Annotated in this window: 19 protein-coding genes and 2 pseudogenes; 13 read left to right on the top strand and 8 right to left on the bottom strand. The window is 68.1% G+C overall.

What is annotated here, in order from left to right:
- Positions 1-67: 67 nt before the first annotated feature.
- Positions 68-901 (bottom strand): endonuclease domain-containing protein, encoded by an 834-nt coding sequence (locus tag QUE33_RS08420; protein ID WP_286299089.1) that lies wholly within the window; start codon positions 899-901, stop codon positions 68-70.
- Positions 902-1179: 278 nt separating this feature from the next.
- Between QUE33_RS08420 and QUE33_RS08415 the strand changes: the two genes are divergently transcribed.
- The 4 genes from QUE33_RS08415 (at position 1180) to QUE33_RS08400 (ending at position 4736) form a co-directional block, all read left to right on the top strand.
- A complete protein-coding gene (locus QUE33_RS08415; protein ID WP_286299086.1) occupies positions 1180-1542 on the top strand; it encodes a holo-ACP synthase in 363 nt (120 codons plus the stop codon).
- Positions 1543-1656: 114 nt separating this feature from the next.
- Positions 1657-2778 (top strand): alanine racemase, encoded by a 1122-nt coding sequence (gene alr / locus QUE33_RS08410; RefSeq protein WP_286299082.1) that lies wholly within the window; start codon positions 1657-1659, stop codon positions 2776-2778.
- Positions 2775-3263 (top strand): tRNA (adenosine(37)-N6)-threonylcarbamoyltransferase complex ATPase subunit type 1 TsaE, encoded by a 489-nt coding sequence (gene tsaE / locus QUE33_RS08405; protein WP_286299080.1) that lies wholly within the window; start codon positions 2775-2777, stop codon positions 3261-3263. Before alr ends, tsaE begins: the two co-directional genes overlap by 4 nt.
- A gap of 543 nt (positions 3264-3806) precedes the next feature.
- Entirely contained in the window at positions 3807-4736 is a 930-nt protein-coding gene (locus QUE33_RS08400; protein WP_286299078.1) for a response regulator transcription factor, read from the top strand.
- A gap of 47 nt (positions 4737-4783) precedes the next feature.
- On the opposite strand, the gene QUE33_RS08395 is transcribed toward QUE33_RS08400, so the two are convergent.
- Both QUE33_RS08395 and QUE33_RS08390 read right to left on the bottom strand, forming a co-directional pair.
- Positions 4784-6343 carry a chitinase gene (locus tag QUE33_RS08395; protein ID WP_286299075.1) on the bottom strand — a complete coding sequence of 520 codons (1560 nt, stop codon included), beginning with the start codon at positions 6341-6343 and terminating at the stop codon, positions 4784-4786.
- The gene (locus QUE33_RS08390) at positions 6340-8799 is read right to left on the bottom strand and encodes a glycosyltransferase family 2 protein (RefSeq protein WP_286299071.1); all 2460 of its coding nucleotides are present in this window, start codon (positions 8797-8799) and stop codon (positions 6340-6342) included. The genes QUE33_RS08395 and QUE33_RS08390 overlap by 4 nt, the downstream gene beginning before the upstream one ends.
- 215 nt (positions 8800-9014) lie before the next feature.
- Between QUE33_RS08390 and tsaB the strand changes: the two genes are divergently transcribed.
- The 6 genes from tsaB to QUE33_RS08360 all read left to right on the top strand — a co-directional run bounded on the left by tsaB (position 9015) and on the right by QUE33_RS08360 (position 13940).
- Entirely contained in the window at positions 9015-9596 is a 582-nt protein-coding gene (gene tsaB / locus QUE33_RS08385) for a tRNA (adenosine(37)-N6)-threonylcarbamoyltransferase complex dimerization subunit type 1 TsaB (RefSeq protein ID WP_286299069.1), read from the top strand.
- Entirely contained in the window at positions 9593-10165 is a 573-nt protein-coding gene (rimI, locus tag QUE33_RS08380) for a ribosomal protein S18-alanine N-acetyltransferase (RefSeq protein ID WP_286299066.1), read from the top strand. Before tsaB ends, rimI begins: the two co-directional genes overlap by 4 nt.
- Entirely contained in the window at positions 10162-11226 is a 1065-nt protein-coding gene (tsaD, locus tag QUE33_RS08375) for a tRNA (adenosine(37)-N6)-threonylcarbamoyltransferase complex transferase subunit TsaD (RefSeq protein ID WP_286299064.1), read from the top strand. Before rimI ends, tsaD begins: the two co-directional genes overlap by 4 nt.
- 109 nt (positions 11227-11335) lie before the next feature.
- On the top strand, positions 11336-11659 hold the full coding sequence (locus QUE33_RS08370; protein WP_286299062.1) for a hypothetical protein: 324 nt from the start codon (positions 11336-11338) through the stop codon (positions 11657-11659).
- 281 nt (positions 11660-11940) lie between these two features.
- Positions 11941-12768: a hypothetical protein gene (locus tag QUE33_RS08365; RefSeq protein WP_286299060.1), complete on the top strand. Its 828-nt coding sequence runs from the start codon at positions 11941-11943 to the stop codon at positions 12766-12768.
- A complete protein-coding gene (locus QUE33_RS08360) occupies positions 12765-13940 on the top strand; it encodes a hypothetical protein (RefSeq protein WP_286299057.1) in 1176 nt (391 codons plus the stop codon). The genes QUE33_RS08365 and QUE33_RS08360 overlap by 4 nt, the downstream gene beginning before the upstream one ends.
- A gap of 112 nt (positions 13941-14052) precedes the next feature.
- Here QUE33_RS08360 and QUE33_RS08355 read toward each other — a convergent pair.
- Positions 14053-15314 (bottom strand): annotated as a pseudogene (locus QUE33_RS08355) (class I SAM-dependent methyltransferase).
- A gap of 379 nt (positions 15315-15693) precedes the next feature.
- Here QUE33_RS08355 and groES point away from each other — a divergent pair.
- From groES to QUE33_RS08340, 3 genes are all read left to right on the top strand, one after another.
- Positions 15694-15990 (top strand): co-chaperone GroES, encoded by a 297-nt coding sequence (groES, locus tag QUE33_RS08350; protein WP_286299055.1) that lies wholly within the window; start codon positions 15694-15696, stop codon positions 15988-15990.
- Positions 15991-16145: 155 nt separating this feature from the next.
- Positions 16146-17057: an EamA family transporter RarD gene (rarD, locus tag QUE33_RS08345; RefSeq protein WP_286299053.1), complete on the top strand. Its 912-nt coding sequence runs from the start codon at positions 16146-16148 to the stop codon at positions 17055-17057.
- A gap of 159 nt (positions 17058-17216) precedes the next feature.
- On the top strand, positions 17217-18494 hold the full coding sequence (locus QUE33_RS08340; RefSeq protein WP_286299050.1) for an ABC transporter substrate-binding protein: 1278 nt from the start codon (positions 17217-17219) through the stop codon (positions 18492-18494).
- Positions 18495-18588: 94 nt separating this feature from the next.
- Here QUE33_RS08340 and QUE33_RS08335 read toward each other — a convergent pair whose 3' ends face one another.
- The 4 genes and pseudogenes from QUE33_RS08335 to QUE33_RS08320 all read right to left on the bottom strand — a co-directional run bounded on the left by QUE33_RS08335 (position 18589) and on the right by QUE33_RS08320 (position 22725).
- Positions 18589-19380: an ABC transporter ATP-binding protein gene (locus tag QUE33_RS08335; RefSeq protein ID WP_286299048.1), complete on the bottom strand. Its 792-nt coding sequence runs from the start codon at positions 19378-19380 to the stop codon at positions 18589-18591.
- A complete protein-coding gene (locus tag QUE33_RS08330) occupies positions 19377-20360 on the bottom strand; it encodes an ABC transporter ATP-binding protein (RefSeq protein ID WP_286299046.1) in 984 nt (327 codons plus the stop codon). Before QUE33_RS08330 ends, QUE33_RS08335 begins: the two co-directional genes overlap by 4 nt.
- A 37-nt stretch (positions 20361-20397) precedes the next feature.
- Positions 20398-21374, bottom strand: a pseudogene (locus QUE33_RS08325) (branched-chain amino acid ABC transporter permease).
- Between the two features lies 1 nt (position 21375).
- Complete coding sequence (locus tag QUE33_RS08320; protein WP_286299044.1) at positions 21376-22725, bottom strand: branched-chain amino acid ABC transporter permease; 1350 nt, start codon at positions 22723-22725, stop codon at positions 21376-21378.
- Positions 22726-22925 lie beyond the last annotated feature (200 nt).

Here is a 22925-nt window from a genome sequence, read left to right as displayed (position 1 = left end):
CGGCTTAGATCGGCCGTTTGAGCCGACATCCGTCGTTTCGACCGACAGGTGAGGAAGGTCGGCGGGCTCAGCCGCCGGTTCGCGAGAGTGCCGGCAGGATGGCGCGGACGACGGCATCCCAGTTGTAGACGACCTGGGCGTAGTCGAAGCGCAAGGTCTCGTACCCTGAGGCGGATGCTGCAGCGTCCCGCACCAGATCGTTGTGCCGGCGCTCGGCGCTTGCGTGATTCTCTCTGCCGTCCACCTCGATGATCAGGCGCCCGCCGGCGACGAAGTCGACTCGGCCGACGCCGTCGATATCGACTTGGCAGTCCAGGCTGATGCCGAGCAGGTGCAGTCGAAAACGCAGCAGCGATTCCAGCCCGCTCTGCGAATCGGATCGCGCTAGGTTCAGCATCCAGGTCGCCTTTTTCGGCAGCTCGGCTCTGATTCGGCGGCGGTCGGATGCCGTGATGAGCCGCCGATTCCACGCAGACTCGTAGGCGGCGAAGAAGGCCTCCTCGGTCAGGCAGCGGTATGCATGGATCAGGGCGGTGGCCACGGAGGCGTACCCGACCTGAGCGGTGCCCGCGGAACGGTGCGAAATGCACACGCATCCAGAATGCGGATGCCGTCGCCCGGCCCGCCCGAGCCACACGTGCACCTCGTCGTCGGCATCCGGAAGAATCCAGACTCGACGTGCACGCAGCGCATCCGCGCAGGTCAGCTCGCCGCCGTGAGCGGCGGCCGTCACGACCTTCTCGTCGAGCCGGGGCAGGGCGAACACGCCTGGGCGCACGCGACGGATCTGGCCGTCGCGGACTGCGGACGACAGGTGGTCACGCGTGCAGCCGTACTGCTGCAGACGCGTGCCACGGGCGATGCCGCCGAAATGTGCGAGGAGTTCTTCCGGGGTGAGCATCCTCCGAGCATTCCTGGGCGGCGCGTCTCGAGCTGGTGCGAATCCGCGAATTGTGGAGAACTCGTCGAAGGCGTCGATTGTGCAGGGAGATCGGCTGGGCCGCCTCTCGGCAGTCGCCCCACGGATGTCGGCACAGACGACGGATGTCGGATCAGATCGGCCGTCTCCGCCGACATCCGGATTCTGAGCCGACAAGTGAGGAGGGGGAGGTGAGGTGAGGAGGAGGTGAGGAGGGGGAGGTGAGGGGGCCGCGGGAGCACGCCGAGTAGGCTGAACGGGTGATCATCGGCACCGGAATCGACCTCGTCGACGTCGCGCGGTTCGAGCGCTCGGTCACCCGCACGCCGAGGCTGCTGCAGCGGCTGTTCACGGCATCCGAGCAGACGCTGCGACTGCGCTCGCTGGCCGCCCGCTATGCCGCGAAAGAGGCACTGATCAAAGCACTCGGCGGCAGCGACGGCGTGTACTGGAGCGAGATCGAGATCGCCTCCGAGCCGTCGGGCCGTCCGCACTTCGTGCTCAGCGGCTCCACCGCCGCGGTCGTGGTCGAGCGCGGCATCACCGCCCTGCACCTGACCCTCACGCACGACGCCGGCCTCGCCGCCGCGTACGTGATCGCCGAGCGGACGGATGCCGCATGAGCCGCGCTTGGTTCGCCGAAACCCCCTCGTGCCGCCGAGACCCCCTCGCAGCTGCGTCGCCAGCGAGGGGTTTCGACACTCAGGAGGGGTCTCGGCGGAAGGGGAGGGGATCGTATGAGTGAGCGCAGTGCGCAGCATCCGTTCCGCGAGGCGACCATCGACCTCGGCGCGATCGCCCACAACGTCCGCCACCTGCGCGAGCTCACCGGCGTCGACGTGATCGGCGTGGTCAAGGCGAACGGCTACGGGCATGGAGCCGCGGCCGCCGCGACCGCCGCGCTCGCCGGAGGCGCCGCGCGCCTGGGCACCGCCACCCTCGAAGAGTCCTTCGCGTTGCGCCGCGCCGGCATCACGGCACCGCTGATGGCCTGGTTGCACGAACCCGGCCGGCGCTTCCACGACGCCGTCGAAGCGGACATCGAGATCGGGATCTCCTCGCTCGACCAGCTCACGGCGGCATCCGAGGCGGCGACCGCGCAGACCCCGGCATCCGTGCATCTCAAAGTCGACACCGGGCTCTCTCGCAACGGCATCGCCACCCACGACCTCGACCACGTGCTCGCCGAGGCCGCACGGCTGGAGCGCATCGGCCGCATCCGCATCGTCGGCATCTTCAGTCACCTCTCCGGGGCGAGCGCCGATGACGACCGCGCGCAGCTGACCCGGTATCGGCAAGTGATCGCGCAGGCCGAGGCCGTCGGCATCCGTCCCGAGATTCGCCACCTCGCCGCCACCGCCGGAGCCATCTCGCTCCCCGAAGCACGCCTCGACGCCGTGCGCGTCGGGATCGGCCTCTACGGGCTCTCGCCGTTCGCCGGCCGCAGCTCCTCCGACCTGGGCCTGCGCCCCGCGATGACCCTGCGCGCTGCGGTCGCGGCCGTGCGCCGTGTGCCCGCCGGCGCGGGAGTCTCGTACGACTACGTGTATCGCTGCGAGCGCGAGACCACCCTCGCGCTGGTTCCGATGGGGTACGCCGACGGGGTGCCGCGGCAGGCGTCCGGGCGCGGCCCCGTGCTCGTCAACGGCCGCCCGCACACCGTCGCCGGGCGCATCGCGATGGACCAGTTCGTCGTCGACGTCGGCGACGAGCCGGTGTCGGTCGGCGACGAGGTGGTGCTGTTCGGCGACCCGACTCTCGGGCAGCCCTCGGCGACGGACTGGGCGGATGCCGCGGGCACGATCAACTACGAGATCGTCACGCGCATCGGCGATCGCGTGCCCCGGTCGGTGTCATGAGCGTCGATCCCGCCTTCCTGGGTCGTCACGAGATCGCGACGACGGATGCCATGGAGCGCCTCGGCCTGCACATCGGTGAACAGCTGCAGGCCGGCGACCTGCTCGTGCTGACCGGTGCGCTCGGCGCAGGCAAGACGACGTTCACGCGGGGTCTGGCCGAAGGTCTCGGTGTGCGTGGGCCCGTGCAGAGCCCGACCTTCGTGATCGCCCGCACGCATCCTTCACTGATCGGCGGGGCGCCGCTGGTGCACGTCGACGCCTATCGGCTGGGATCGGCCGCTGAGCTGGACGACCTGGACATCGACTTCGCCCGGTCGGTCGTGGTGATCGAGTGGGGGCGTGCGATGGCAGCGTCGGTGGCGGATGCCTGGTGGGACATCGAGATCGAGCGTCCCGTCGGCGGAGTCGCCGAGCTCGCGGATGAGGATCTGGATGCCGACGCCCCGCGATTCGTGACCATCGAGCGCGTCACCGCGGAGGGGTAACCCCGCTCGGGTGGCGCGATTTGCGGCGTCCCGTCGTGTGAAGCCGCGATTTGTGACACGTGAAGGGGTGTGCGTGGGCGCGGTGGTGCGGGGAGTGCGCGGGGGCGGAGCGCGCGCGGGGTGCGGGTGGTGGCGGGCAGCGTGGTTCGCGTGGCGCGATTTGTTGCATCCGGGTGGATGAAGCCGCGATTTGTGACACCTGAAGGTGTGTGCACGGGGTGCGGGGCGCGCTGGGTGCGGGGGAGTGTGCAGGATGCGGGGCGCGCGGGGGCGGAGCGCGCGTGGGGTGCGCGTCGTGGCGGGCAGCCTGGTTCGGGTGGCGCGATTTGTTGCGTCCGGGTGTGTGAAGCCGCGATTTGTGACACATGAAGGGGCGCGCGGGGCGCGGCGCGGGGCGAATCGTGGGCGTGCATCGGCGATGAGTCGATACTTAACCTAGACATAAGTCGTAGGAACTATCGCATATACCCGACCTACGGCTAAGATTTTCAGTAACGGGGTAGACGTACGTGAACGTTGATCTGTAAGTCTGAGGGGACTGGTATGAGTAGCGTTGCTGTGCAATCCGAGCTCGAGCTGGAACGGACGGCTGCGGTCGAGCGGCCGCTCGCCGTTCTGCCGATCAGCGCTGTCCAGCCGAAGGCCGTGCCTCAGCCGAAGGCCGCGCCTCAGCCGAAGGCGGCGCCTCAGCCGAAGGTCGCTGTGGTGATCGACGATGATCCCGATGTGCGCAGTCTGCTCGATGGCGTGTTCCGCTCTGCCGGATTCGAGGTCGTGCTCACCGGCTCGGGTCTTGACGGCATCGCCGCGGTGCAGGAGCACGACCCTGCCATCACCACTGTCGACATCAACCTTCCCGGCATCGACGGCATGGAGGTGGTGCGTCGCATCCGCAAGACCAGTTCGTCCTTCGTGATGATGCTCTCAGCCCTCTCCGACGAGAGCGATGTGATCCTCGGGCTCGGCTCCGGTGCCGATGACTACGTGGCCAAGCCGTTTCGTCCGCGCGAGCTGCGTGCGAGGATCGAGGCGCTGATGCGCCGGCCGCGGCTCGCTCCGTCTTTCGTCGAGGCGACGGCAGCCGCCCGCACCTCGGCATCCGCTCCGATCGTGACGGCTCCGAATCAGGATCGCCTGGAGTCGCACCGAGACATCATCCTGAACCTGTCGACGCACACCGTGCTCGTCGCTCAGCGCGAGGTCGATCTCACGCCGACGGAGTTCGATCTGCTCGCGACGCTGCTCGAGTCGAAGCGTCGAGTGCGCAGCAAGGCCGATCTGGCGCTGGTGCTGCGCGGTGAGACGCACAGCTCGACGTCGTACTACGTCGGCGAACCGGATAAGCGCGCGATCGAGGCGCACATGACCAACCTCCGCCGCAAGATCGGCGACAACTCCGCAGAACCGCGCTACATCGAGACAGTGCGTGGCGTCGGCTACCGGCTCACGCCGGCCGAGAAGGCCGTCGCCTGACGGAGGGCTCAGCCTTCGGACAGCTCAGCCTCCCAACAGCTCTGCGCTCACTCGACGAGCTTCCACGGCGAGCGGTCGTGATCGGTGACGCCTTCCATGGGATCCTCCGCCTGAGTCCACCACTTCGCCTCGAACGGAACACCGTCCACGACGACCCGAGCACCCTTCTGGTAGACCTCACCGGCCTGCCACTCCTGGTACGTCCCGGCCGGAACCGTCGGCAGGGTGAACGGCTCGTCCTCGCGCAGCACGGGGCCGACCAGCACCCAGGAGGTCGAGTCCGCGGTCTGGGTGGGATCGTCCGGCTGGGGGCCGCCGCTGACCCACCACTTGGCCGCATAGACGTAGCCGTGCCAGACCACGCGCACGTCGTGCGAGTATGCGGCATCGGGCGACCAGATCGGATACGGGCTGGTCTCGGGGTCGTCGGGTAGCGGTGTCGCGGCGGCGGTGGCCGCAGCATCCGACGGCGCGTCGTGGTAGCCCGCCGAGAGGATGCCGGCGAACGTCTCCCCGCCCTGCGCGACGCCACTGCACGAGTCGGACACGATCGAGACATCGGGATAGTTCGGGCCGCAGGTGCGGTCGCGGTTGATCGACCACATCGAGATGCGCGCAAGCTCCTTCTCACGGGCGAAATCGCTCAGAGCTGCGGCATCGTCGAGGGTGAACACCTCGTCGCGCTCGTCATTCTGCCCGATCATCGGCGTCGCACCCATCACCGCCCATGCCCCCGCCGCAGGCAGCGGAACCCGCAGGCTGCGGTAGAGCGAGGTCAGCTGATCGTGCACGCCGTTGAGCGCCTGGATGGAGGTCTCGGCCATCGTCGCCTGGCCGAGGTCGACGCCGTAGTCCATGGTCATCACATTGACCCCGGCGAGTTCGACGCCGGCATCCAGCAGCTGCCGGACGGCAGCGACACCTGAGTCGGTCAGGCCCGTCGGGGTCGTGGGCAGGGTGACCCAGACGTCGAGTGCGGTGCCGGATGCCTTCTGCTGGCGCTGCAGTGCGACGACGGCCCGCGCGCGTCGCGCGCCCGCCTCGACGTCTTCCAGGCCCTCACCCTCGAGATCGAGGTCGATCGTCGTGATCGAGTAGCGGTCGAGCACGCGGGTGTACGCCTGCGTCAGAGCGGATGCTGTGTCGCAGACCACCGCGAGCTCCTGGTTCAGCGCCCCGCCGAACGAGACCGCGACGTGCGAGCCGTCACGCCGCATGCCGTCGATGCGGCGATCGAGATCGAGCTGCGAGCCCGCCTCGGAGAGGCTGTAGTAGGTGCCCCACGAGGGTGCGCATTCGGTCGCGCTGGCGGCGACGATGAATCCGAGCACGACGGTGTCGTCATTGCCGACGCCGGCAGTCGGAGAGGCCGACACATCCGCCGCGGTCACATCGAAGTATCCGCCGAACCACTGCGGGCCTGCCGTCTCGGCGATCGCGGGATTCTCCTTCGTCAGGTACCAGGGCACGGCAATGGCTCCGGCCGCCACAATGATGACGACGGCCAGGCCGAGCAGCACCCGCAGCGGAGACAGCCGCTTGCCCGGATGACGGCCCTGGCGGGGTGTGCGCTGGCGGGGTGTGCGCTGGCGGGGTGTGCGGCTCATGAGTGCACCTGGATCTCTGACTGGGGATCGACCGGCTGCTGCTCGATCGGATGAGTGCTCGTGCCCGAGGAAGGCGTGTCCACGGCATCCGTGTCCACGGCACCCGTGTCCACGGCATCCGTGTCCACGGCATCCGCGTCCACGGCATCCGTGTCCACGTCCGCCACAGAAGCGGCCACCTCCGCGCCGGCCACATCCGCACCCGCCATCTCCGGCGCAACCACTCCGGGAGCCGGATGCCCTTCGTGCAGAATCGACCGCCAATCCGGTGCGGTGTCCTCCACGTGCTCTGCAGGCTCCTGGCGCTCGATGTCGACGTACATCCAGTCCGTCAGGCCCACCCAGGTGTCGACCAGGCCGTTGCGGATGCCGATGTTTCCCAGGAACGCCCATGCGGCGCAGAGCGCGTTGAACGTCGAGAAGCCGAGAGTCCACCAGGAGCTGTCCAGGTAGCTGCGCCACGCGACGAAAGCCGAGAAGGCGATGATCACGACGGGGCTGACGATGTACAGCAGCGGCGAGCCGGTGCGATCCTTCACCTTCGGGGTCCGGGCGAACGGGATCTTGCGGCCGGTCATGCCCTGCTGCAGCGACTTGAGGACACCCGCGAGGTTGACCGGCAGCAGGATCAGGTTGAACCCGTAGATGCGGAAGATGTCGGTGCGCTTGTAGCCGCTGTACTTCAGGTCACTGGACATCGCGAGGAAGTAGGGGAGCGCGCCGAGAAGGATGAACGGGCTCACGAGCCTGTTGTCGTACGGGTACGCAAGCAGGAAGATCAGCCCGAAGCTCGCCCAGGCGATCGAGGCCATGTAGTTCATCCGCAGCGACACCTCGGCGGTGCCCAGCGGCTTGTGCTGGCGCCTGGCATCGCGCATCTGCCGCCACATCTTCGGAAGGATGAGCAGACCGCCGTTGGCCCAGCGGCGTCGCTGAACGATCAGCGACCCCCAGTCCGGTGGTGTCGCGCTGTAGCTGAGCCGCTCGGGGTAGTTGACGAGTCGCCACCCGAACAGGGTCAGATCGACGCTGGACTCGGTGTCCTCGATGACGGTGCGATCCTGCACGTAGCGCCGCACCTCGATGCCGTCGACGCTCTCGATCTCGAGGATGTCATCGAGCGCCTCCATGCGGATCACGGCGTTGGCGCCCACCCAGAACGTGGCGTTGTACCTTGACATGCCCTGGTGCAGGATGTGCTGCACGTCGGTGGTGGCGCCCGCGAGCCGCTCGATGCGCGTCGGCGCGTTGCGGAACGACGAGTACGGCGTCTGCGTGACGGCGACGTTCGCGTTCTCGGGCTGCTCGAGGAAATGCACCAGGCGCAGGCAGTAGTCGCGAAGCAGCAGCGAATCCGCATCGAGCGTGAGCACGAAGTCGGAATAGGGGATCTCGAGATCGGCCGGCGCACCGCCGGGAGCGGGACGCAGCATCAGGCCGTCGGGAGTGACCTGCTCGACGAACCGGCCGCCGAGCAGGCCGATGTACGCGTTCAAGTTCATCGCCTTGTTCGCCTCATGCGACAGCGAGGCATAGCGCTTGCGCTCGAACCAGGCCATCTCCGCCGAGAAGATCCACACGAGCCGGCGATGCAGCTCATGCATGCGCGCGGTGCTCGGCGCCGACCCCTCAGCTGCGGCCATCTCCAACGCGACGGCGGTCGACTCCAGATCGTCGGCCAGGCCGTGCAGCACCTGCTCCACGAAGAAGTCGTCGACATGGTCTTCGCGCGGCTCGGCATCCGCGAAGTCGCGCAGCCAGGTGACCGCCAGCCGGTACTGGTCGATGAGATCGGGCAGGGCGTCCTCGGCGATACCCGGCAGATCACGGATGCTCTCGAAGAACTCCAGCGCTTCGACGGCGCGCTCGCGCGGCTCGCGCAGTGCATAGGCGATCTCCGAGGTCACGGCACGCGTCGCGTTCAGCTTGTCGCGCGTCTCGGGATCGCTCGGATGCGGATCGTCATCGATGAGCAGCACGACGCGCATCTCCGGGTACTCCTGCAGTGCGGCCGACCACAGCGTCTTGCGGATGACGCCCGGCTCCTCCGCATACGACGGCACGAGCACGGTGAGCGGCCGGTGGTCGAGGGAGAAGTGGCGGTCGAGCTCGCCGCGCGCTGCCCGGCGGTGCGTGCGGAACCGCTGGAAGGCTCCGTAGCGGGCCAGCAGGTACATCAGCGCGGAGAAGGTGAGGAAGGTCACCACCACCACGTAGGACGCAGCCTCGATGACGCGCCACGTCGTGTCGAACTCGCCCGCGAGGAACAGTGTGAGAAGCACGGTGAGCACATAGAGCATCCAGGCGGCGATGGTCAGCCAGATTGCCACGCGCGCGAACACGAGCTTGCGCGTCGACGGACGATCGTGCACGGCAGGGAGCAGCGCATGCGTCTTCTCCGTGCCCCACTGTCTGCGGCGTCGCGACGAAGTCCCGTGACCGGTCGTCCTGCTCATCGTGTCCTCTCGCACCACTGAGGCCGCAGCATCCCATCGCCACGGCCTCAGAATCTCACTCATGATCGTACGGTCCGCTACTGGGGCCCCAGGGCCGCCCGCGGTGTTCTTCTGGGAATCTTGCGGCAGGCTTGAGTGAACCTTCCGGAACCCGGAACCGCCGCGCCTCCTGCCCTGCCCCGACCGCCACGCCTCACCCCGACTACCCTGGAGAGGTGATTCTCGCCGTCGACACCTCTCTGGGCACGGCCGTCGCCGTCATCGACGCGGACGGGCGCACCGTCGCCGAGGCCGCCAGCACCGACCCGCTGGGGCACGCCGAGGTGATCGGCGACATGCTGGCTCAGGTCGCGCAGCCCGGCATCACGCATGTCGTCGCCGGCATGGGGCCGGGTCCGTTCACCGGCCTGCGCATCGGCATCGCCGCCGCTCGCGCGTTCGCGCTCGGCCGCGGCATCCCGGTCGTCCCGATCCCCAGCCACTACGCGATCGCTCTCGATTCCGACGGCCCGCTCACGGTGGTCACCGATGCGCGCCGCCGCGAGATCGCGCTGAGTCTCTTCGACGGAACGGATGCCGACGGCATCCCGCACCTGACCGCCCCCACCCGGCTCGAGAAGCGCGGCGTCGAACTGGAGGGACCCGTGCGCGAGGCGACCGAGCTCTCGGCATCCGCTCTCGCCCGGGTCGGCGTGCGCGCGATCGCCGCCGGCCGCACCCTCGCCGGCCCCGAACCGCTGTACCTGCGCTCGCCGGATGTCGTGCAGCCGGGCGCGCCGAAGCGGGTGAGCGCGTGAGCCTCCGACGCGCGACCGCCGCGGACCTCGCCGCGATCATGGACCTGGAACGGCGCAGCTTTCCCACGGATGCCTGGAGCGAAGACACCATGGCCGCCGAACTGGTCAGCGACCACAATCACTATCTCGTCGACGAGCAGGACGGAGTCGTCGTCGGGTACGGGGGTCTGCGCGCGCTGCCGGGCGGGTCGGATGCCGACATCCAGACCATCGCGCTCTCCGAAGAGGTCCGCGGGCAAGGGCGGGGACGGGCGCTGCTGCGCGCGCTGATCGCCGAGGTCGTCGCCCGCGGCGCGCGCGAGCTGTTCCTGGAGGTGCGCGCCGACAATCCGGTCGCCGAGGGGCTGTACGCCTCGGAGGGTTTCACCGAGCTGGGTCGCCGTCCCCGCTACTACCAGCCGGATGACGTGGACGCCGTGGTGATGAAGCTGGAGCTGCGGGCGTGGGCGGCCAGGGCCGCTGCGCACGAAACGCAGGAGATCGCACGAAACACAGGAGCGGATGCCGGAATGGATCCTGCAGATCGTGCGAAATCCTCCGAATCGAGCGAGCAGGAGGGCGCCGCATGAGCATGATCGACCCCCTGGTGCTCGGCATCGAGACCAGCTGCGACGAGACCGGCATCGGCATCGTGCGCGGCCGCACCCTGCTCTCGAACACCATCGCGTCGAGCATGGACGAGCATGCACGCTACGGCGGGGTCGTGCCCGAGGTCGCCGCCCGCGCGCACCTCGAGGCGCTGCAGCCATCCATCGAGCAGGCGCTCGCCGAGGCACGGGTGACCCTCGACGACCTGGACGCCATCGCCGTGACCAGTGGCCCCGGGCTCGCCGGTGCCCTCATGGTCGGCGTGGGGGCGGCGAAGGGCCTGGCCGTCTCGCTGAACAAGCCGCTGTACGCCGTGAACCACTTGGTCGGCCACATCGCCGCCGACCTGCTGTCCGATGACTCCGAGCCCCTCGAATACCCGACCATCGCCCTGCTCGTCAGTGGCGGGCACACCTCGCTGCTGCACGTGCGCGACCTGACCACCGACGTCGAGCTGCTCGGTGAGACCGTCGACGATGCGGCTGGCGAGGCCTTCGATAAGGTCGCCCGCCTGCTCGGGCTGCCCTATCCGGGCGGTCCGCAGATCGACAGGGCCGCGGCCGATGGTGACCCGAAGGCGATCCGGTTCCCGCGCGGCCTGTCCAAGGCATCCGATCTGCAGAAGCACCGTTACGACTTCTCGTTCTCGGGGCTGAAGACCGCCGTCGCGCGCTGGATCGAACGGGCCGAGGCGAACGGCGAGGAGGTCCCCGTCGCTGACGTCGCGGCGAGCTTCCGCGAGGCCGTGGTCGACGTGCTGGTCACCAAAGCGCTCGCCGCGTGCGAGGATCGCGGTGTGCCGAGACTGCTGCTGGGCGGGGGCGTGATCGCCAACCGCCGTCTGCGTGATGTCACGCTTGAGCGTGCGCAGGCTGCAGGCGTGACGGTGCGCATCCCGCCGCTGCGGCTGTGCACCGACAACGGTGCGATGATCGCCGGCCTGGCCGCCGAGCTGATCGCGAGCGGCCGCGGTGCGTCGACGCTCGCCTTCGGGGCCGATTCGACGCTGCCGGTGACGCAGATCCAGGTGAGTGCGACATGACCGATCCTCGCATCGAGAACCCCACGCCCGAGGTCGCGCGGCCCGGGGGAGCACGGCGCTGCCCGGCGCGGCCAAGGGGTATGACAGGCTGCCGACCGCGCCGGTTCCGGTGGAGCGCACGACCGAGAACTCGGATGCCGTGGTGCGCGGCGCCTGGGAACCGGCGGAGCCTCCCGAACCCGAACCGGTCGATGACGCGCGGCTCGCCCCGTGGGCGCTCTTCGCCGCGATCGTCGCGCTGGCGACCTCGATGTTCGTCGGCTGGGGCGTTCCGGTCGCGATCGTGGCCGTGATCGCCGCGATCATGTCGCTGCGCCGCCCCATCGAGAACCGCGGGGTGGCGATGTGGGCGCTGGTGCTGGGCCTGTGCGCCACGCTGTTCAGCACGGGGTGGCTGATCTGGGCGGCCATGCAGTTCGAGAGCATGGGGTGACGGATGCTGGATGACGCGGCGGCCGCACGACGACGTGAGCTGCAGCGCCGGGCCTTCGCTCCCGGGGGATCATTGACGGATGCCGAGGCCGCAGAGCTGCGTGCTCTCGACACCCGCGCGCTGCGCTCCGCTGGTGATCCTGCTCTTCCTGCTGGGGACCCTTCTGCTGGGGACCCTTCTGCTCAGGTGTCACAGATTGCGGCATCCGACCCTGTTGACCCGGCCATTCGTGACACGCGAGCCAGGGGGAGGTGTTCTCGGGTTGGGACCCTTCTGCTCGGGTGTCACAGATTGCGGGGTCCGACCCGGTGGACCCCGCCATTCGTGACACGCGAAGGGCGCAGAAGAGCGCGCGGCGGCGAGCCTGGGCGCTGCCGGTCATCGCCATCGCGGCGGTGCTGGTCGGGCTGGGCGCGGGTTGGCTCCTCTTCTCCCGTGACATGAGCGTGGTCGCGATGACCGCCGCGCAGCAGGATGCCTGGGCGCAACTGGAGGCATCCGGTGATTACGACGCCGGGTCGATCCACCTGGTCGGGCACAAGTATGGCGCAGACATCTGGATGGCCACTCGTGGCGAGGTGCACCTGGAGTGCCTGGTGCTGACCCGAGCGGATGCGGAACCGACCACCGGATGCCGATCCGACCAGCAGGACGACGAAGACGCGCAGCTGCAGGTCAACTCCACCTACCAGGACGACGGCACCGAGTATGCGATGTGGGCGTCCATCGCGGAGGACATCGCCGGCAATCAGGTGGCGATCGTGCAGCGCATGGACATGTCGCAGGGGTGGGACTGGCACTCGATGTACAGCGATGTCGAGCTCGAGATCGTCGACATTCTCGAGGCGGCCGGATTCAGGGGCGATACGTTGAACATCGTCGGCTATGACGGCGAGACGCCGGTGTGGGTCGGGGCGCAGGGCCAGATCTGCGTGATGATCGTGCAGGACGGCTCTGTTGCGCAGCAGTGCGGCGACATCGCCACGGATTCAGACCAGCCGCTCGTGCTCACCGTGGGCGACACCGCCTACAGCGTGTCCCTCTCATCGAACCGCGGATTCAGCCTCACGATCGAGCGTGGGGTCGGCGAGACCGGTACCGGCCGATGACGGCGCAGACGGATGCCGCACGCCGGCGCGAACTGCTGAGACGTGCGTTCGCGCCAGGCGGCACGCTGACCCCGGAAGAGGCGGAGGAGCTGCGGATGCTGTCGGCACCGGCGTCCGTGCATCCGACGGCGTCGGCGCAGGCATCCGAGCCTCCCTCAGCTGAACGCCATCGCGACCTCGACCGGCACGCTCCGACGGAGCCGGGGACGCCAGGCTCGGCGCACGAACCGAATCCGGAAGCGGCGGACGCGGCGAGGCGGGACGCGGAAGCGGGGGACGCGGAGAAGCCGGATGCCAACCCCGGAACGGCCGTGCCTTCGGCATCCGTGCCGAGACATTGCCGACCCCGCTGGGTCGTCCCCCTCGTGGCGATCGCCGCGCTGATGCTCGGCTTCGGTCTCGCCTGGCTGGTCGCCCCGCATACGCTGCGCTCCGTGCCGCAGATGTCGGCGGATCAGCAGCGGATCGAGGACGAACTGGCGGCGAGCGACGAGTTTGACGATGGGTCGGTGACCTTCGCCGGCGAGAAGGACGGCGTGGCGGTGTGGACGGCGACCCGTGGGGCCGAGCAGTGCGTGATCCTGATCGGGGATGATCGCCGCCGCGCGAACTGCGCCGAGTCGGGGAACTCGTTCTCTCCGCTCGGATCCGTGGTGACGCAGCTGGTGGGTGAGCATGAGGGCAGGTGGACGTACGTCACCGCATCCCTGACCTCTACGCTGTCCGGCGATCGCACCGTGATCGTCAGCAGCTGGGACAGCGGCGAGGCCGAGTTGAACTGGGCGAGCCAGTACACCGAAGAGGAGCGCGCGCTCATCCCCGACCTGCAGGACGCCGGATTCAATCCGATGGACCTGAGTATCGTCGGCTACGACGAGGACTTGCCGATCTGGGGGTCGTACGCAGACCAGAAGTGCATCGCGGTCGTCGACCCCGACACGAGCGAGGTGCTCAGCTCCTGTGCGCCCCACGAGTTCCCGGAATCGGAGAGCTCGCAGGTGACTCTCAATATCCCGTTCCGCGACAGCATCTACAGCGTGGCGTGGTCATCGTGGCGAGGCACGACGTTCACCATCATCCGGCCGCCGAGCAGCGTCACCGGTGGTGCGGCCTGCGACTTCGACACCCTCACGTGCACGTCGATCGACGACAAGACCGGCGACGCCGGGTAAGCGGCGTCACGGCATTGCGCCGACGCCGACACCCGGCCGGTTCGCCGTGCCCGGGCGGTTCGCCGTGCCCGGCGGTTCGCCCGCCCGGTCGGTTCTCACACCCGGTCGGTTCTCACACCCGGTCGGCGAGGATCGCCACCCGCCCCGCCGTCGTGCGCGTAAGGATCAGTGTCGCCTGCTGCGAGCCCTTCAGCGTGAGCTTGCGCCGGAACGTCGCCGGGTCGATGTCCATGCCGCGCTTCTTGATCTCCAGCCGGCCGATGTCGTTCGCGCGCAGCACCGCATTGATGGTCTTCGCATGCACCGGCATCGTCTCGCGCACCCGGAACGACTGCACGAACGGGCTGGTCACGGCTGCATCGCCGGTGAGATACGCGATCTGCGCGTCGAGCATGCCGGCCTCCAGCATCCGTCCCGCATCGCCGATCAGCCGGGCGCGGATCACCGCCCCGTCGGGTTCGTGCACGAAGGCGCCCAGTTCGCGGACCGGCAGATCCTCGGCATCCGTCGCCGCCGTCAGTTCGTGCGTCTGCCCGTCGGCCACGAGCAGCGCGGAACGACGGATGCCGTCGCGCGCGAGCGCACCGCTCCACAGCACCAGCTCGACGACGCTGCCGTCGGCGCTGACCCACTGCGCCTCGACGTCGTCGGGGATCAGCTCGCGATCCAGCCCGGGGCCGAGCTTGATGCCGGTCGGATGCCGGTGCGCCACCTCGACGCACCAGTCCAGCGACGGCGACCAGTCGGATGCCGAGAGCCGGCGCGTCTCGCTGTGACCGGTGGTGCGCCGGGCGGGGTCCAGCCAGACCGCGCCCGTGTCCGTGCCGCGGAGATGTGCGGCATCGGCGGACGAATCGGCTGAATCAGTCCGAGCCGGGCGTATTTCTCCGCGCGAAGCGCTCATGAATTCCTCCGCGCGGCCGGTGCGCACCGCGGCATCGTCGCCGAACGGCGCGAGGTTGTAGGCGGCGATCGCGGCGGTGACTTCGTCGGCATCCACGGCACTGACCCGCAGGCCGGCGCCCGCGAAGGCCAGGCTGTCGCCGCCGATGCCGCAGCCGAGATCGGACACCGTCGTCATGCCCGCCTGGCGCATGCGGACCGCGTGCAGGGTGGCGACGTTCAGCCGGGTGGCCTGCTCCAGGCCGGCGCGGGTGAACAGCATCCGCTCGGCGAATTCGCCGAACTTCGCGCGCGCTTTCACCCGCAGATGCGCCTGCCCGACGACGGCCGAGACGAGGTCGGGGAGTGCCCGGCCGCCCGCAGCCGCGAGACCGTGCGTGCGACCTCGGCGGTGGACTCGATCGTCCCGACGGCGTCGAGCAGGGCGAGCCCGTCGCGGGTGAGCAGCGCAGTCAGCTCGGACATCTCCATCCGACCAGCCTACGGATGCTGCGCTGCCCCGCGCCGCATGTCCCGAATCCTCGTCGTGCCTCGTGCCCTGTGCTTCGTGCCCTTCATGTGGCGCATATTGCGGCATCCTGCGCGATGAGGCGACCATCTGTGACACGTGAGCGGGTGGGGTGGGCTGCTTCGGGTCGGTGGTCTGCTTCGGGTGGCGCATAGTGCGGCATCCTGCGCGATGAGGCGACCATCTGTGACACGCGAACGGCACGTGAAGAGAGCCGGGACGGCAGGAAGACTGGCACTCGCATTGCGTGAGTGCCAGCCATCGGCATACACTGGAGTTAGCACCCTCGATGTGAGAGTGCTAACAGTCTTCTGATCTCAGTCACGAAAGAAGAGGTACACCGTGTCGGTTTCCATCAAGCCGCTCGAGGACCGCATCGTCATCCAGCAGGTCGAGGCAGAGCAGACCACCGCTAGCGGTCTGGTCATCCCCGATACCGCCAAGGAGAAGCCCCAGGAGGGCGAGGTCGTGGCAGTGGGCCCCGGCCGCATCGACGACAACGGCAATCGCGTTCCGCTCGACGTCGCCGTGGGCGACCGCGTGCTCTACAGCAAGTACGGCGGCACCGAGGTCAAGTTCGGCAACGACGAGTACCTGGTGCTCTCGGCTCGCGACGTCCTGGCGGTCGTCGTCCGCTGACGCTGACGTTCTCGAAGGGCCCGGATGCTGAGCATCCGGGCCCTTTCGCTGTCCCCGCACACGCCTTCCGGTCGCACTTTTCGCCGCTTCCAGAGCGGGAAAGCGACAAAAAGTGCGACCGGAGCGAGGGGGATGAACGCCGGTAGGCTTGGGCGGTGAGTACGAAGACCGCCGGGATCCTGTACACGGTCGGCGCATATCTGCTGTGGGGGATCTTCCCGCTGTACTTCATCCTGCTCGCTCCCACCGGCCCGTTCGAGGTCGTGGCCTGGCGCCTGCTGCTGACGCTGGGGTTCTGCATCCTGCTGCTGGCGCTCACCCGCGGCTGGCAGCGCCTGCGCGCCATCTGGCGGCAGCCCAAGGTGCTGGCCCTGACGGTACTGGCCGGCATCCTGATCTACATCAACTGGCAGGTCTTCGTGATCGCCACGATGACCGAGCAGGTCGTCGAGACGAGCCTGGGCTATTTCATCAACCCGATCTTCACCGTGCTGCTGGGCGTGCTGGTGCTGCACGAGCGCATCCGCGCCGCGCAGTGGGTTGCGATCGCGATCGCCGCGGTGGCGGTCGGCGTGATCATCGTCGCCTACGGCTCCTTCCCGTGGATCGCCCTGTCGCTGACCGGATCGTTCGGACTGTACGGGCTGGTCAAGAAGAAGATCGGGCCTGCCGTGGATGCCGTCAGCGGCCTCGCGCTGGAATCGTTCTGGCTGATCCCGATCGCGGTGGTCATCCTCGTCGTCGTGGGGCAGGGCGACGGCATCACCATGGGAACTGTCAGTCCCCTGCACACCGGGCTGCTGCTGTGCGCGGGCATCGCGACCGCCGTGCCGCTGCTGCTGTTCGCCGCCGGCACCAGACGGGTGGACCTGTCGCTGGTCGGGATGATCCAGTTCATCACCCCGATCATGCAGTTCCTGCTGGGCTGGGCGGTGCTGGGCGAGCCGATGCCGGCGGAGCGCTGGATCGGCTTCGTCCTGGTGTGGGTCGCGATCTCGGTCTTCGTCATCGACCTGGTGTTTCAGAAGGGACGGATGCGGCGAGCCGACCTGCCGGAGCTGATCTGAGCGGACCTCTCATACCACCCCCGCGCCGTCCCCATCATGACACTCCTGACCGATCGTTAAGGGACCGAGACCCAGGATGGCTCTTCCGGTGTCTCCGACCGAATAGGGTAAGAATCACCCGAAGGTGGTAATCCACGTTCAGTTACGCAAGGGAGCAACATGAACGCATTGAAGGGCTCGCGACCGGCGAGAATCTTCGCAGGGATCGCGCTGGTCAGCGCATCCGCACTGGTGATCGCGGGCTGTTCCAGCACGCCGACCGACACGCCGAGCGACAAGCCTGGTGACGACAAGCCAGCCGCCGACATCAGTCTCAAGCTGGGTTCGCTGCTTCCGTCGTCCGGTTCGCTCGCGTTCCTCGGCCCGCCGATGTACGCCGGTGTCGGACTCGCGACTCAGGAGATCAACGACGCCAAGGCCGGCATCACCGTCGACATGAACTCTCAGGACGAGGGCGACAGCGACACCAAGGCCTACGAGACCTCGATCACCACGCTGCAGAACGCCGGCGTGGCGGGCATCGTGGGTGCCGCGGCATCCGGTGTGTCGAAGATCATCCTCGACGGCAACGTGAGCAAGGGCATCATCACGATCTCGCCCTCGAACACGTCACCCGACTTCACCAAGCTGTCCGAGGACGGCGTGACCAAGGGCCTGTACTTCCGCACCGCCCCCAGCGACCTGCTGCAGGGTGAGGTGCTCGGCAACCTGATCGCCGAGGACGGCCACAAGACGCTCGGCATCATCTACCAGAACGACCCGTACGGCACCGGTCTGCGCGACGCGATCACGACGACGTTCGAGGGCAACGGCGGCAAGGTCGTCGAGACCGCGGGCTTCAACGTCGGTGACTCGCAGTTCGATGCGCAGGTTGAGACCATCAAGGCCTCCAACCCCGACGCCGTCGCGATCATCTCGTTCGAGCAGTTCAAGACGATCGCCCCGCTGCTGGTGAACGCCGGCATCGACGCCAGCAAGTTCTACCTGGTCGACGGCAACGTCTCCAACTACGGCGACGAGATCTCCGTCTCGCTGGAAGGTGCACAGGGAACTCGCCCCGGGCCCGCGCTCGAGGACGACTTCACCCAGCGTCTGCAGGACTACTGGACCGGCAAGGGCAACGCCGAGATCAAGGACTTCACCTACGCGGCTGAGTCCTATGACGCGGTCATCCTGATGGCTCTGGCATCGCTCTCGGCGCAGTCCACCGACGGTGTGGACATCGCCGCGAAGATGCAGGAGGTCTCCGGCGGAGTCGACGGCGGTACCGCGTGCACCAGCTTCGCCGACTGCGCGAAGATCATCAACGACGGCGGCCAGGCCGACTACAACGGCTACTCCGGCGACGTCACGTTCGACGAGTGGGGCGACCCGCAGGGCGCCGCGATCGGCGTCTTCAAGTTCGGCGGGGACAACACCTACACCCGCACCAACTGAGTGACAGCAGAAGGGCCCGGATGCTTCGGCATCCGGGCCCTTCTCGTGTGATGCGCCGCCGGCCCGACGGCGGCCGGGTGCAGAGCGGATGCCGTCAGGCGGCGTCCTGGCCCAGCGTGCCCAGGTACAGCCCGATCACCTTCGGATCCTCGAGCAGCGCACGACCGGTGCCCTCGTAGGCGTCGCGGCCCTGGTCGAGCACGTAGCCGCGGTCGCAGATCTGCAGACAGCGGCGGGCGTTCTGCTCGACCATGATGGTCGTCACGCCGGCCTTGTTGATGTCGGAGACCCGGATGAAGGCGTCGTCCTGGCGCACCGGCGACAGACCCGCCGATGGCTCATCCAGCAGCAGCACCGACGGGTTCATCATCAGCGCACGCGACATCGCCACCATCTGGCGCTCACCGCCCGAGAGCGAGCCCGCACGCTGCTTGAGCCGCGAGCCGAGCTCGGCGAAGATGCCGGTGACGAACTCCAGCCGTTCCGCGTACGCCTTCGGATTCTGGTACAGGCCCATCTGCAGGTTCTCCTCGATGCTGAGGGAGGGGAACACGTTGTTGGTCTGTGGCACGAAGCCCACGCCACGCTGCACGAGCTTGTCGGCCTTCAGGCCCACCACGCTCTCGCCGTTGACGGTGATCTCGCCCTGGCGCACGTGCACCAGTCCGAAGATCGCCTTCAGCAACGTCGACTTTCCGGCGCCGTTCGGGCCGATGATGCCGATCAGCTCGCCCTGTCTGGCGACCAGGTTCGCGCCGTTGAGGATGTTCACGCCGGGCAGGTAGCCGGCGTGCACGTCGGTCAGCTCGACGACGACCTCGGAGCTGATGCCCGGCGAACCCGCCCAGGCAGCGGCGTCGCTCGGGGACTGCGCGGCGTCGGTCATGACTGCTCCTCTTCTTCGAGCTCGGCTTCCGCCTCGGCATCGATCTTCTCGCGGATGCGGGTGGCGGTCGTCTCCGACATCACCGGGATGCGTCCGGTGACGGCGCCGAGATCCACGTCCTGGTGTGCACCGAGGTAGGCGTCCACGACGGCCGGGTCCTCCATCACCGAGTCCGGAGGTCCCTCGGCCACCACGCGGCCCTCGGCCATCACGACCACCCAGTCGGCGATGTGGCGCACCATGTGCATGTCGTGCTCGACGAACAGCACCGTCATGCCCCGGTCCTTCAGGTCGAGCACATGCTCGAGCAGTGACTGGGTGAGGGCAGGGTTGACGCCGGCCATCGGCTCGTCGAGCATCACCAGGTTCGGGTCGCTCATCAGCGCCCGCGCCATCTCCAGCAGCTTGCGCTGACCGCCGGAAAGGGATGCTGCGAAGTCGTTCTGCTTGGCGTCCAGCTTGAAGCGGGTCAGCAGGTCGCGCGCCTTCTCTTCGATCTGCTTCTCCTGCCTGCGCCAGAAGAACGGGAACAGGCTCGTCCAGAACCTCTCGCCGGTCTGCCCCTTGGCGCCGAGCTTCATGTTCTCCAGCACGGACAGCAGCGACAGCGCCTTGGTCAGCTGGAACGTGCGCACCTGGCCCATCCGCGCTACCTTGAACGACGGGACGCCGGCCAGGCTCTTGCCGTCGTACGACCAGGTGCCGGCGTTGGGCCTGTCGAAGCCGCACAGCAGGTTGAACAGCGTGGTCTTGCCGGCACCGTTGGGGCCGATCAGCGCGGTGATCGCCCCGCGGGGGATCTCCAGGTGATCCACGTCGACGGCCACCAGGCCGCCGAAGCGTCGCTCCACACCGTCGGCGATGAGGATCGGATCGACCTTGGCGACGCCGGGAACCGCCGGCCCCTTCGCCAGGCCCGTAGCCTTCTGACGCTTGGCGGGCACCGCAGACGCGGCGGCCTCGAGTGGGGAGTCGGGCATCACAGCATCCGTGTTCTCGTTCTCACTGGACGCGTTCTCACTGGACAAAGGTCATCTCCCTCTTATCGCCGAGGATGCCCTGCGGCCGGAATATCACCAGCAGCATGAGCGCGACGCCGACCAGCGCGAATCGGATCGAGCCGGCCTGCAGGTTGGTGATCGGCAGGATCCCCGCCGAGACCAGCTGCGAGAGCAGGTTGCCCAGGAACGCGAACACGATCCAGAACAGCACCGCGCCCAGCGTGGGGCCGAACACGGTCGCCGCACCTCCCAGCAGCAGCAGCGTCCACAGGAAGAACGTCAGCGACGTCGAGTAGCTGTTCGGCACGACCGCGGAGGGGAGCACGAAGACGATGCCGCCCGCCGCCCCGATCACGCCGCCGACGACCAGCGCCTGCATCTTGTAGGCGAACACGTTCTTGCCCAGCGAGCGCACGGCATCCTCGTCCTCGCGGATGCCCTTGAGCACGCGGCCCCAGGGGCTGCGCATCAGCGACCACACCAGCAGCACCGACACGGCCAGCAGGATCACGCCGAACACGCGGTTCCACAGCTCGTTCTCGTTCCAGGTCCACGGGCCGAATCCGTACGTGCCGGGAGGAAGGGGTTCGCGTCGCGGAACCCGCCGTGGTACCCGGCCAGGCCGCCCGCGGAGTTCGTCCACTTGTGGAACAGCTCGGTGGTGAACAGCAGGCGCACGATCTCGCCGGCAGCGATGGTCGCGATGGCCAGGTAGTCGGCACGCAGACGCAGAGTCGGGATGCCGAGCAGCAGAGCGAACAGCGCACCGCCCAGCAGGGCGATGAGCATGCCGATCCACCACGGCAGGCCGAAGCTGAGCACGGGGATGGCGTAGCCGTAGCCGCCCACCGCCATGAACGCCGCCATGCCGAAGTTCAGCAGGCCGGCGTAGCCGAAGTGCACGGCCAGGCCGGTCGCGGCCAGGGCATAGGCGATGGTGACCGGGCTGAACAGATATGCGGCGGTGTCGCCGAAGATGCTTCCGAAGTTCATGTCAGCCCAGCCTCTCCTTGCGGCCCAGCAGCCCCTGCGGGCGCACCAGGAGGATGATGATCAGCGCGATCAGGGCGCTGGCGTACTTCAGGTCCGACGGGATCCACAGGGTCGACAGCTCGACGGCGATGCCGACGATGATCGATCCGATGATCGCCCCGAACGCGGTGCCCAGGCCGCCGATGGTCATGGCGCAGAAGATCAGCAGCAGCATCTGCACGCCCATGTCCCACTTGACGCCGGGGCGGAAGTACGCCCACAGGATGCCGGAGATCGCCGCCAGCGCGCCGGCGAGGATCCACACCAGGCGGATCACCTTGTCCACATCGATGCCCGTCGCCGCGGCCAGCTGGGGATTGTCGGAGATGGCGCGGGTGGCCTTGCCGAGTCGCGTGCGGGTGAGGAAGAAGCCCACCGAGAGGATCACCACCAGGCTCACCACCATGGTGACCACGTCGATGTACGACAGTGTGATCGGCCCCAGATTCCAGGGTGCCGGGCTCGAACCGGGCAGCTGCAGCGTGCCGCCGCCGATCATGAACTGGAAGACATAACGCAGGGCCAGTGCCAGGCCGATGCTGACGATCATCGTCGGCACCACGCTCATGCCCCGCCTTCGCAGCGGCGACCACAGACCGGCATCCAGCGCCCAGCCCAGCAGCCCGCCGCCGATCACGGCGGCGATGACACCCAGCCACAGTGGTAGCTGCCAGAACGAGGTGAACACCAGCGCGAGCAGGCCGCCCCAGGTCACCATGTCGGCGTGGGCGAAGTTGCCCAGGCGCGTGGTGCCGTAGATCAGCGCGGCACCCATCGACGCCAGCGCCAGCAGCAGGCCGAAGTTCAGTCCGTTCACGGTGCGGGAGAGGATCTGGTCCCAGATCGACTCGGTGATCCGCTCGCCCTGATCGAGGAACAGGTTCACGATCTTCGTGCCCGTCAGGCCGAACTCGGCCTCGAAGGACCCGCTCGTGCCCTCGACGGCCTTCACGCCCTCGGGCAGCTGCTCCGCATCGACGACCACGCCCTCGGGCAGGGTGTCCTCGTCGATCGAGATCGTGTACTTGGCCTTCTCCGGCACGTACAGGCGCCACTTGCCGTCGGCATCCGTCTCGGTCGCGGCCTCGAAGCCGTTGCCCTTGATCGACACCCCGACATCCTCGACCGGGCTGTCCTGGTACGTGATGTTCCCACCGAAGTAGAACTGGGTGATCTCCTGGCCGTCATCGGTCGTGTCGGCCTGTGCTGAACCGGCGGATACGCCGAGCACCAGGAAAGCGGCCAAAAGCGTTGCAAGCAACGCGATCAGCCCGGTATGAGGGCGCCGAAGCGCCACGGTTCTGAGTCCCACGCATCCTCCACATCGAGTGCCCGCGAACGAACCGGGTAGGCGTCGTTCGGGTGACGGACGTCGCACTGAGCGTATCTCGCGGAAGGCCGTGACCGCATCATCCGTGGCCGGATCGGAATTCCGGGAGTGTCGCGGCCGATGACTCGACGGAATTTTCACAGCCGAGCGGAGCTTAGAATCAGTAGACGACGGATAGGAGC

This window comes from Microbacterium suwonense, from assembly GCF_030296555.1.
In the GTDB taxonomy this organism is placed as follows: Bacteria; Actinomycetota; Actinomycetes; order Actinomycetales; family Microbacteriaceae; genus Microbacterium; species Microbacterium suwonense.
This window is presented reverse-complemented; position numbering and strand designations above follow the sequence as displayed.

Excerpts from the sequence above, each read along its gene's own strand:
- QUE33_RS08420 (WP_286299089.1), bottom strand. The coding sequence starts at position 901 with ATGCTCACCCCGGAAGAACTCCTCGCACATTTCGGCGGCATCGCCCGT.
- alr (WP_286299082.1), top strand. The coding sequence starts at position 1,657 with ATGAGTGAGCGCAGTGCGCAGCATCCGTTCCGCGAGGCGACCATCGAC.
- tsaE (WP_286299080.1), top strand. The coding sequence starts at position 2,775 with ATGAGCGTCGATCCCGCCTTCCTGGGTCGTCACGAGATCGCGACGACG.
- QUE33_RS08400 (WP_286299078.1), top strand. The coding sequence starts at position 3,807 with ATGAGTAGCGTTGCTGTGCAATCCGAGCTCGAGCTGGAACGGACGGCT.
- QUE33_RS08395 (WP_286299075.1), bottom strand. The coding sequence starts at position 6,343 with ATGAGCCGCACACCCCGCCAGCGCACACCCCGCCAGCGCACACCCCGC.
- QUE33_RS08390 (WP_286299071.1), bottom strand. The coding sequence starts at position 8,799 with ATGAGCAGGACGACCGGTCACGGGACTTCGTCGCGACGCCGCAGACAG.
- tsaD (WP_286299064.1), top strand. The coding sequence starts at position 10,162 with ATGAGCATGATCGACCCCCTGGTGCTCGGCATCGAGACCAGCTGCGAC.
- QUE33_RS08360 (WP_286299057.1), top strand. The coding sequence starts at position 12,765 with ATGACGGCGCAGACGGATGCCGCACGCCGGCGCGAACTGCTGAGACGT.
- QUE33_RS08340 (WP_286299050.1), top strand. The coding sequence starts at position 17,217 with ATGAACGCATTGAAGGGCTCGCGACCGGCGAGAATCTTCGCAGGGATC.
- QUE33_RS08335 (WP_286299048.1), bottom strand. The coding sequence starts at position 19,380 with ATGACCGACGCCGCGCAGTCCCCGAGCGACGCCGCTGCCTGGGCGGGT.
- QUE33_RS08330 (WP_286299046.1), bottom strand. The coding sequence starts at position 20,360 with ATGCCCGACTCCCCACTCGAGGCCGCCGCGTCTGCGGTGCCCGCCAAG.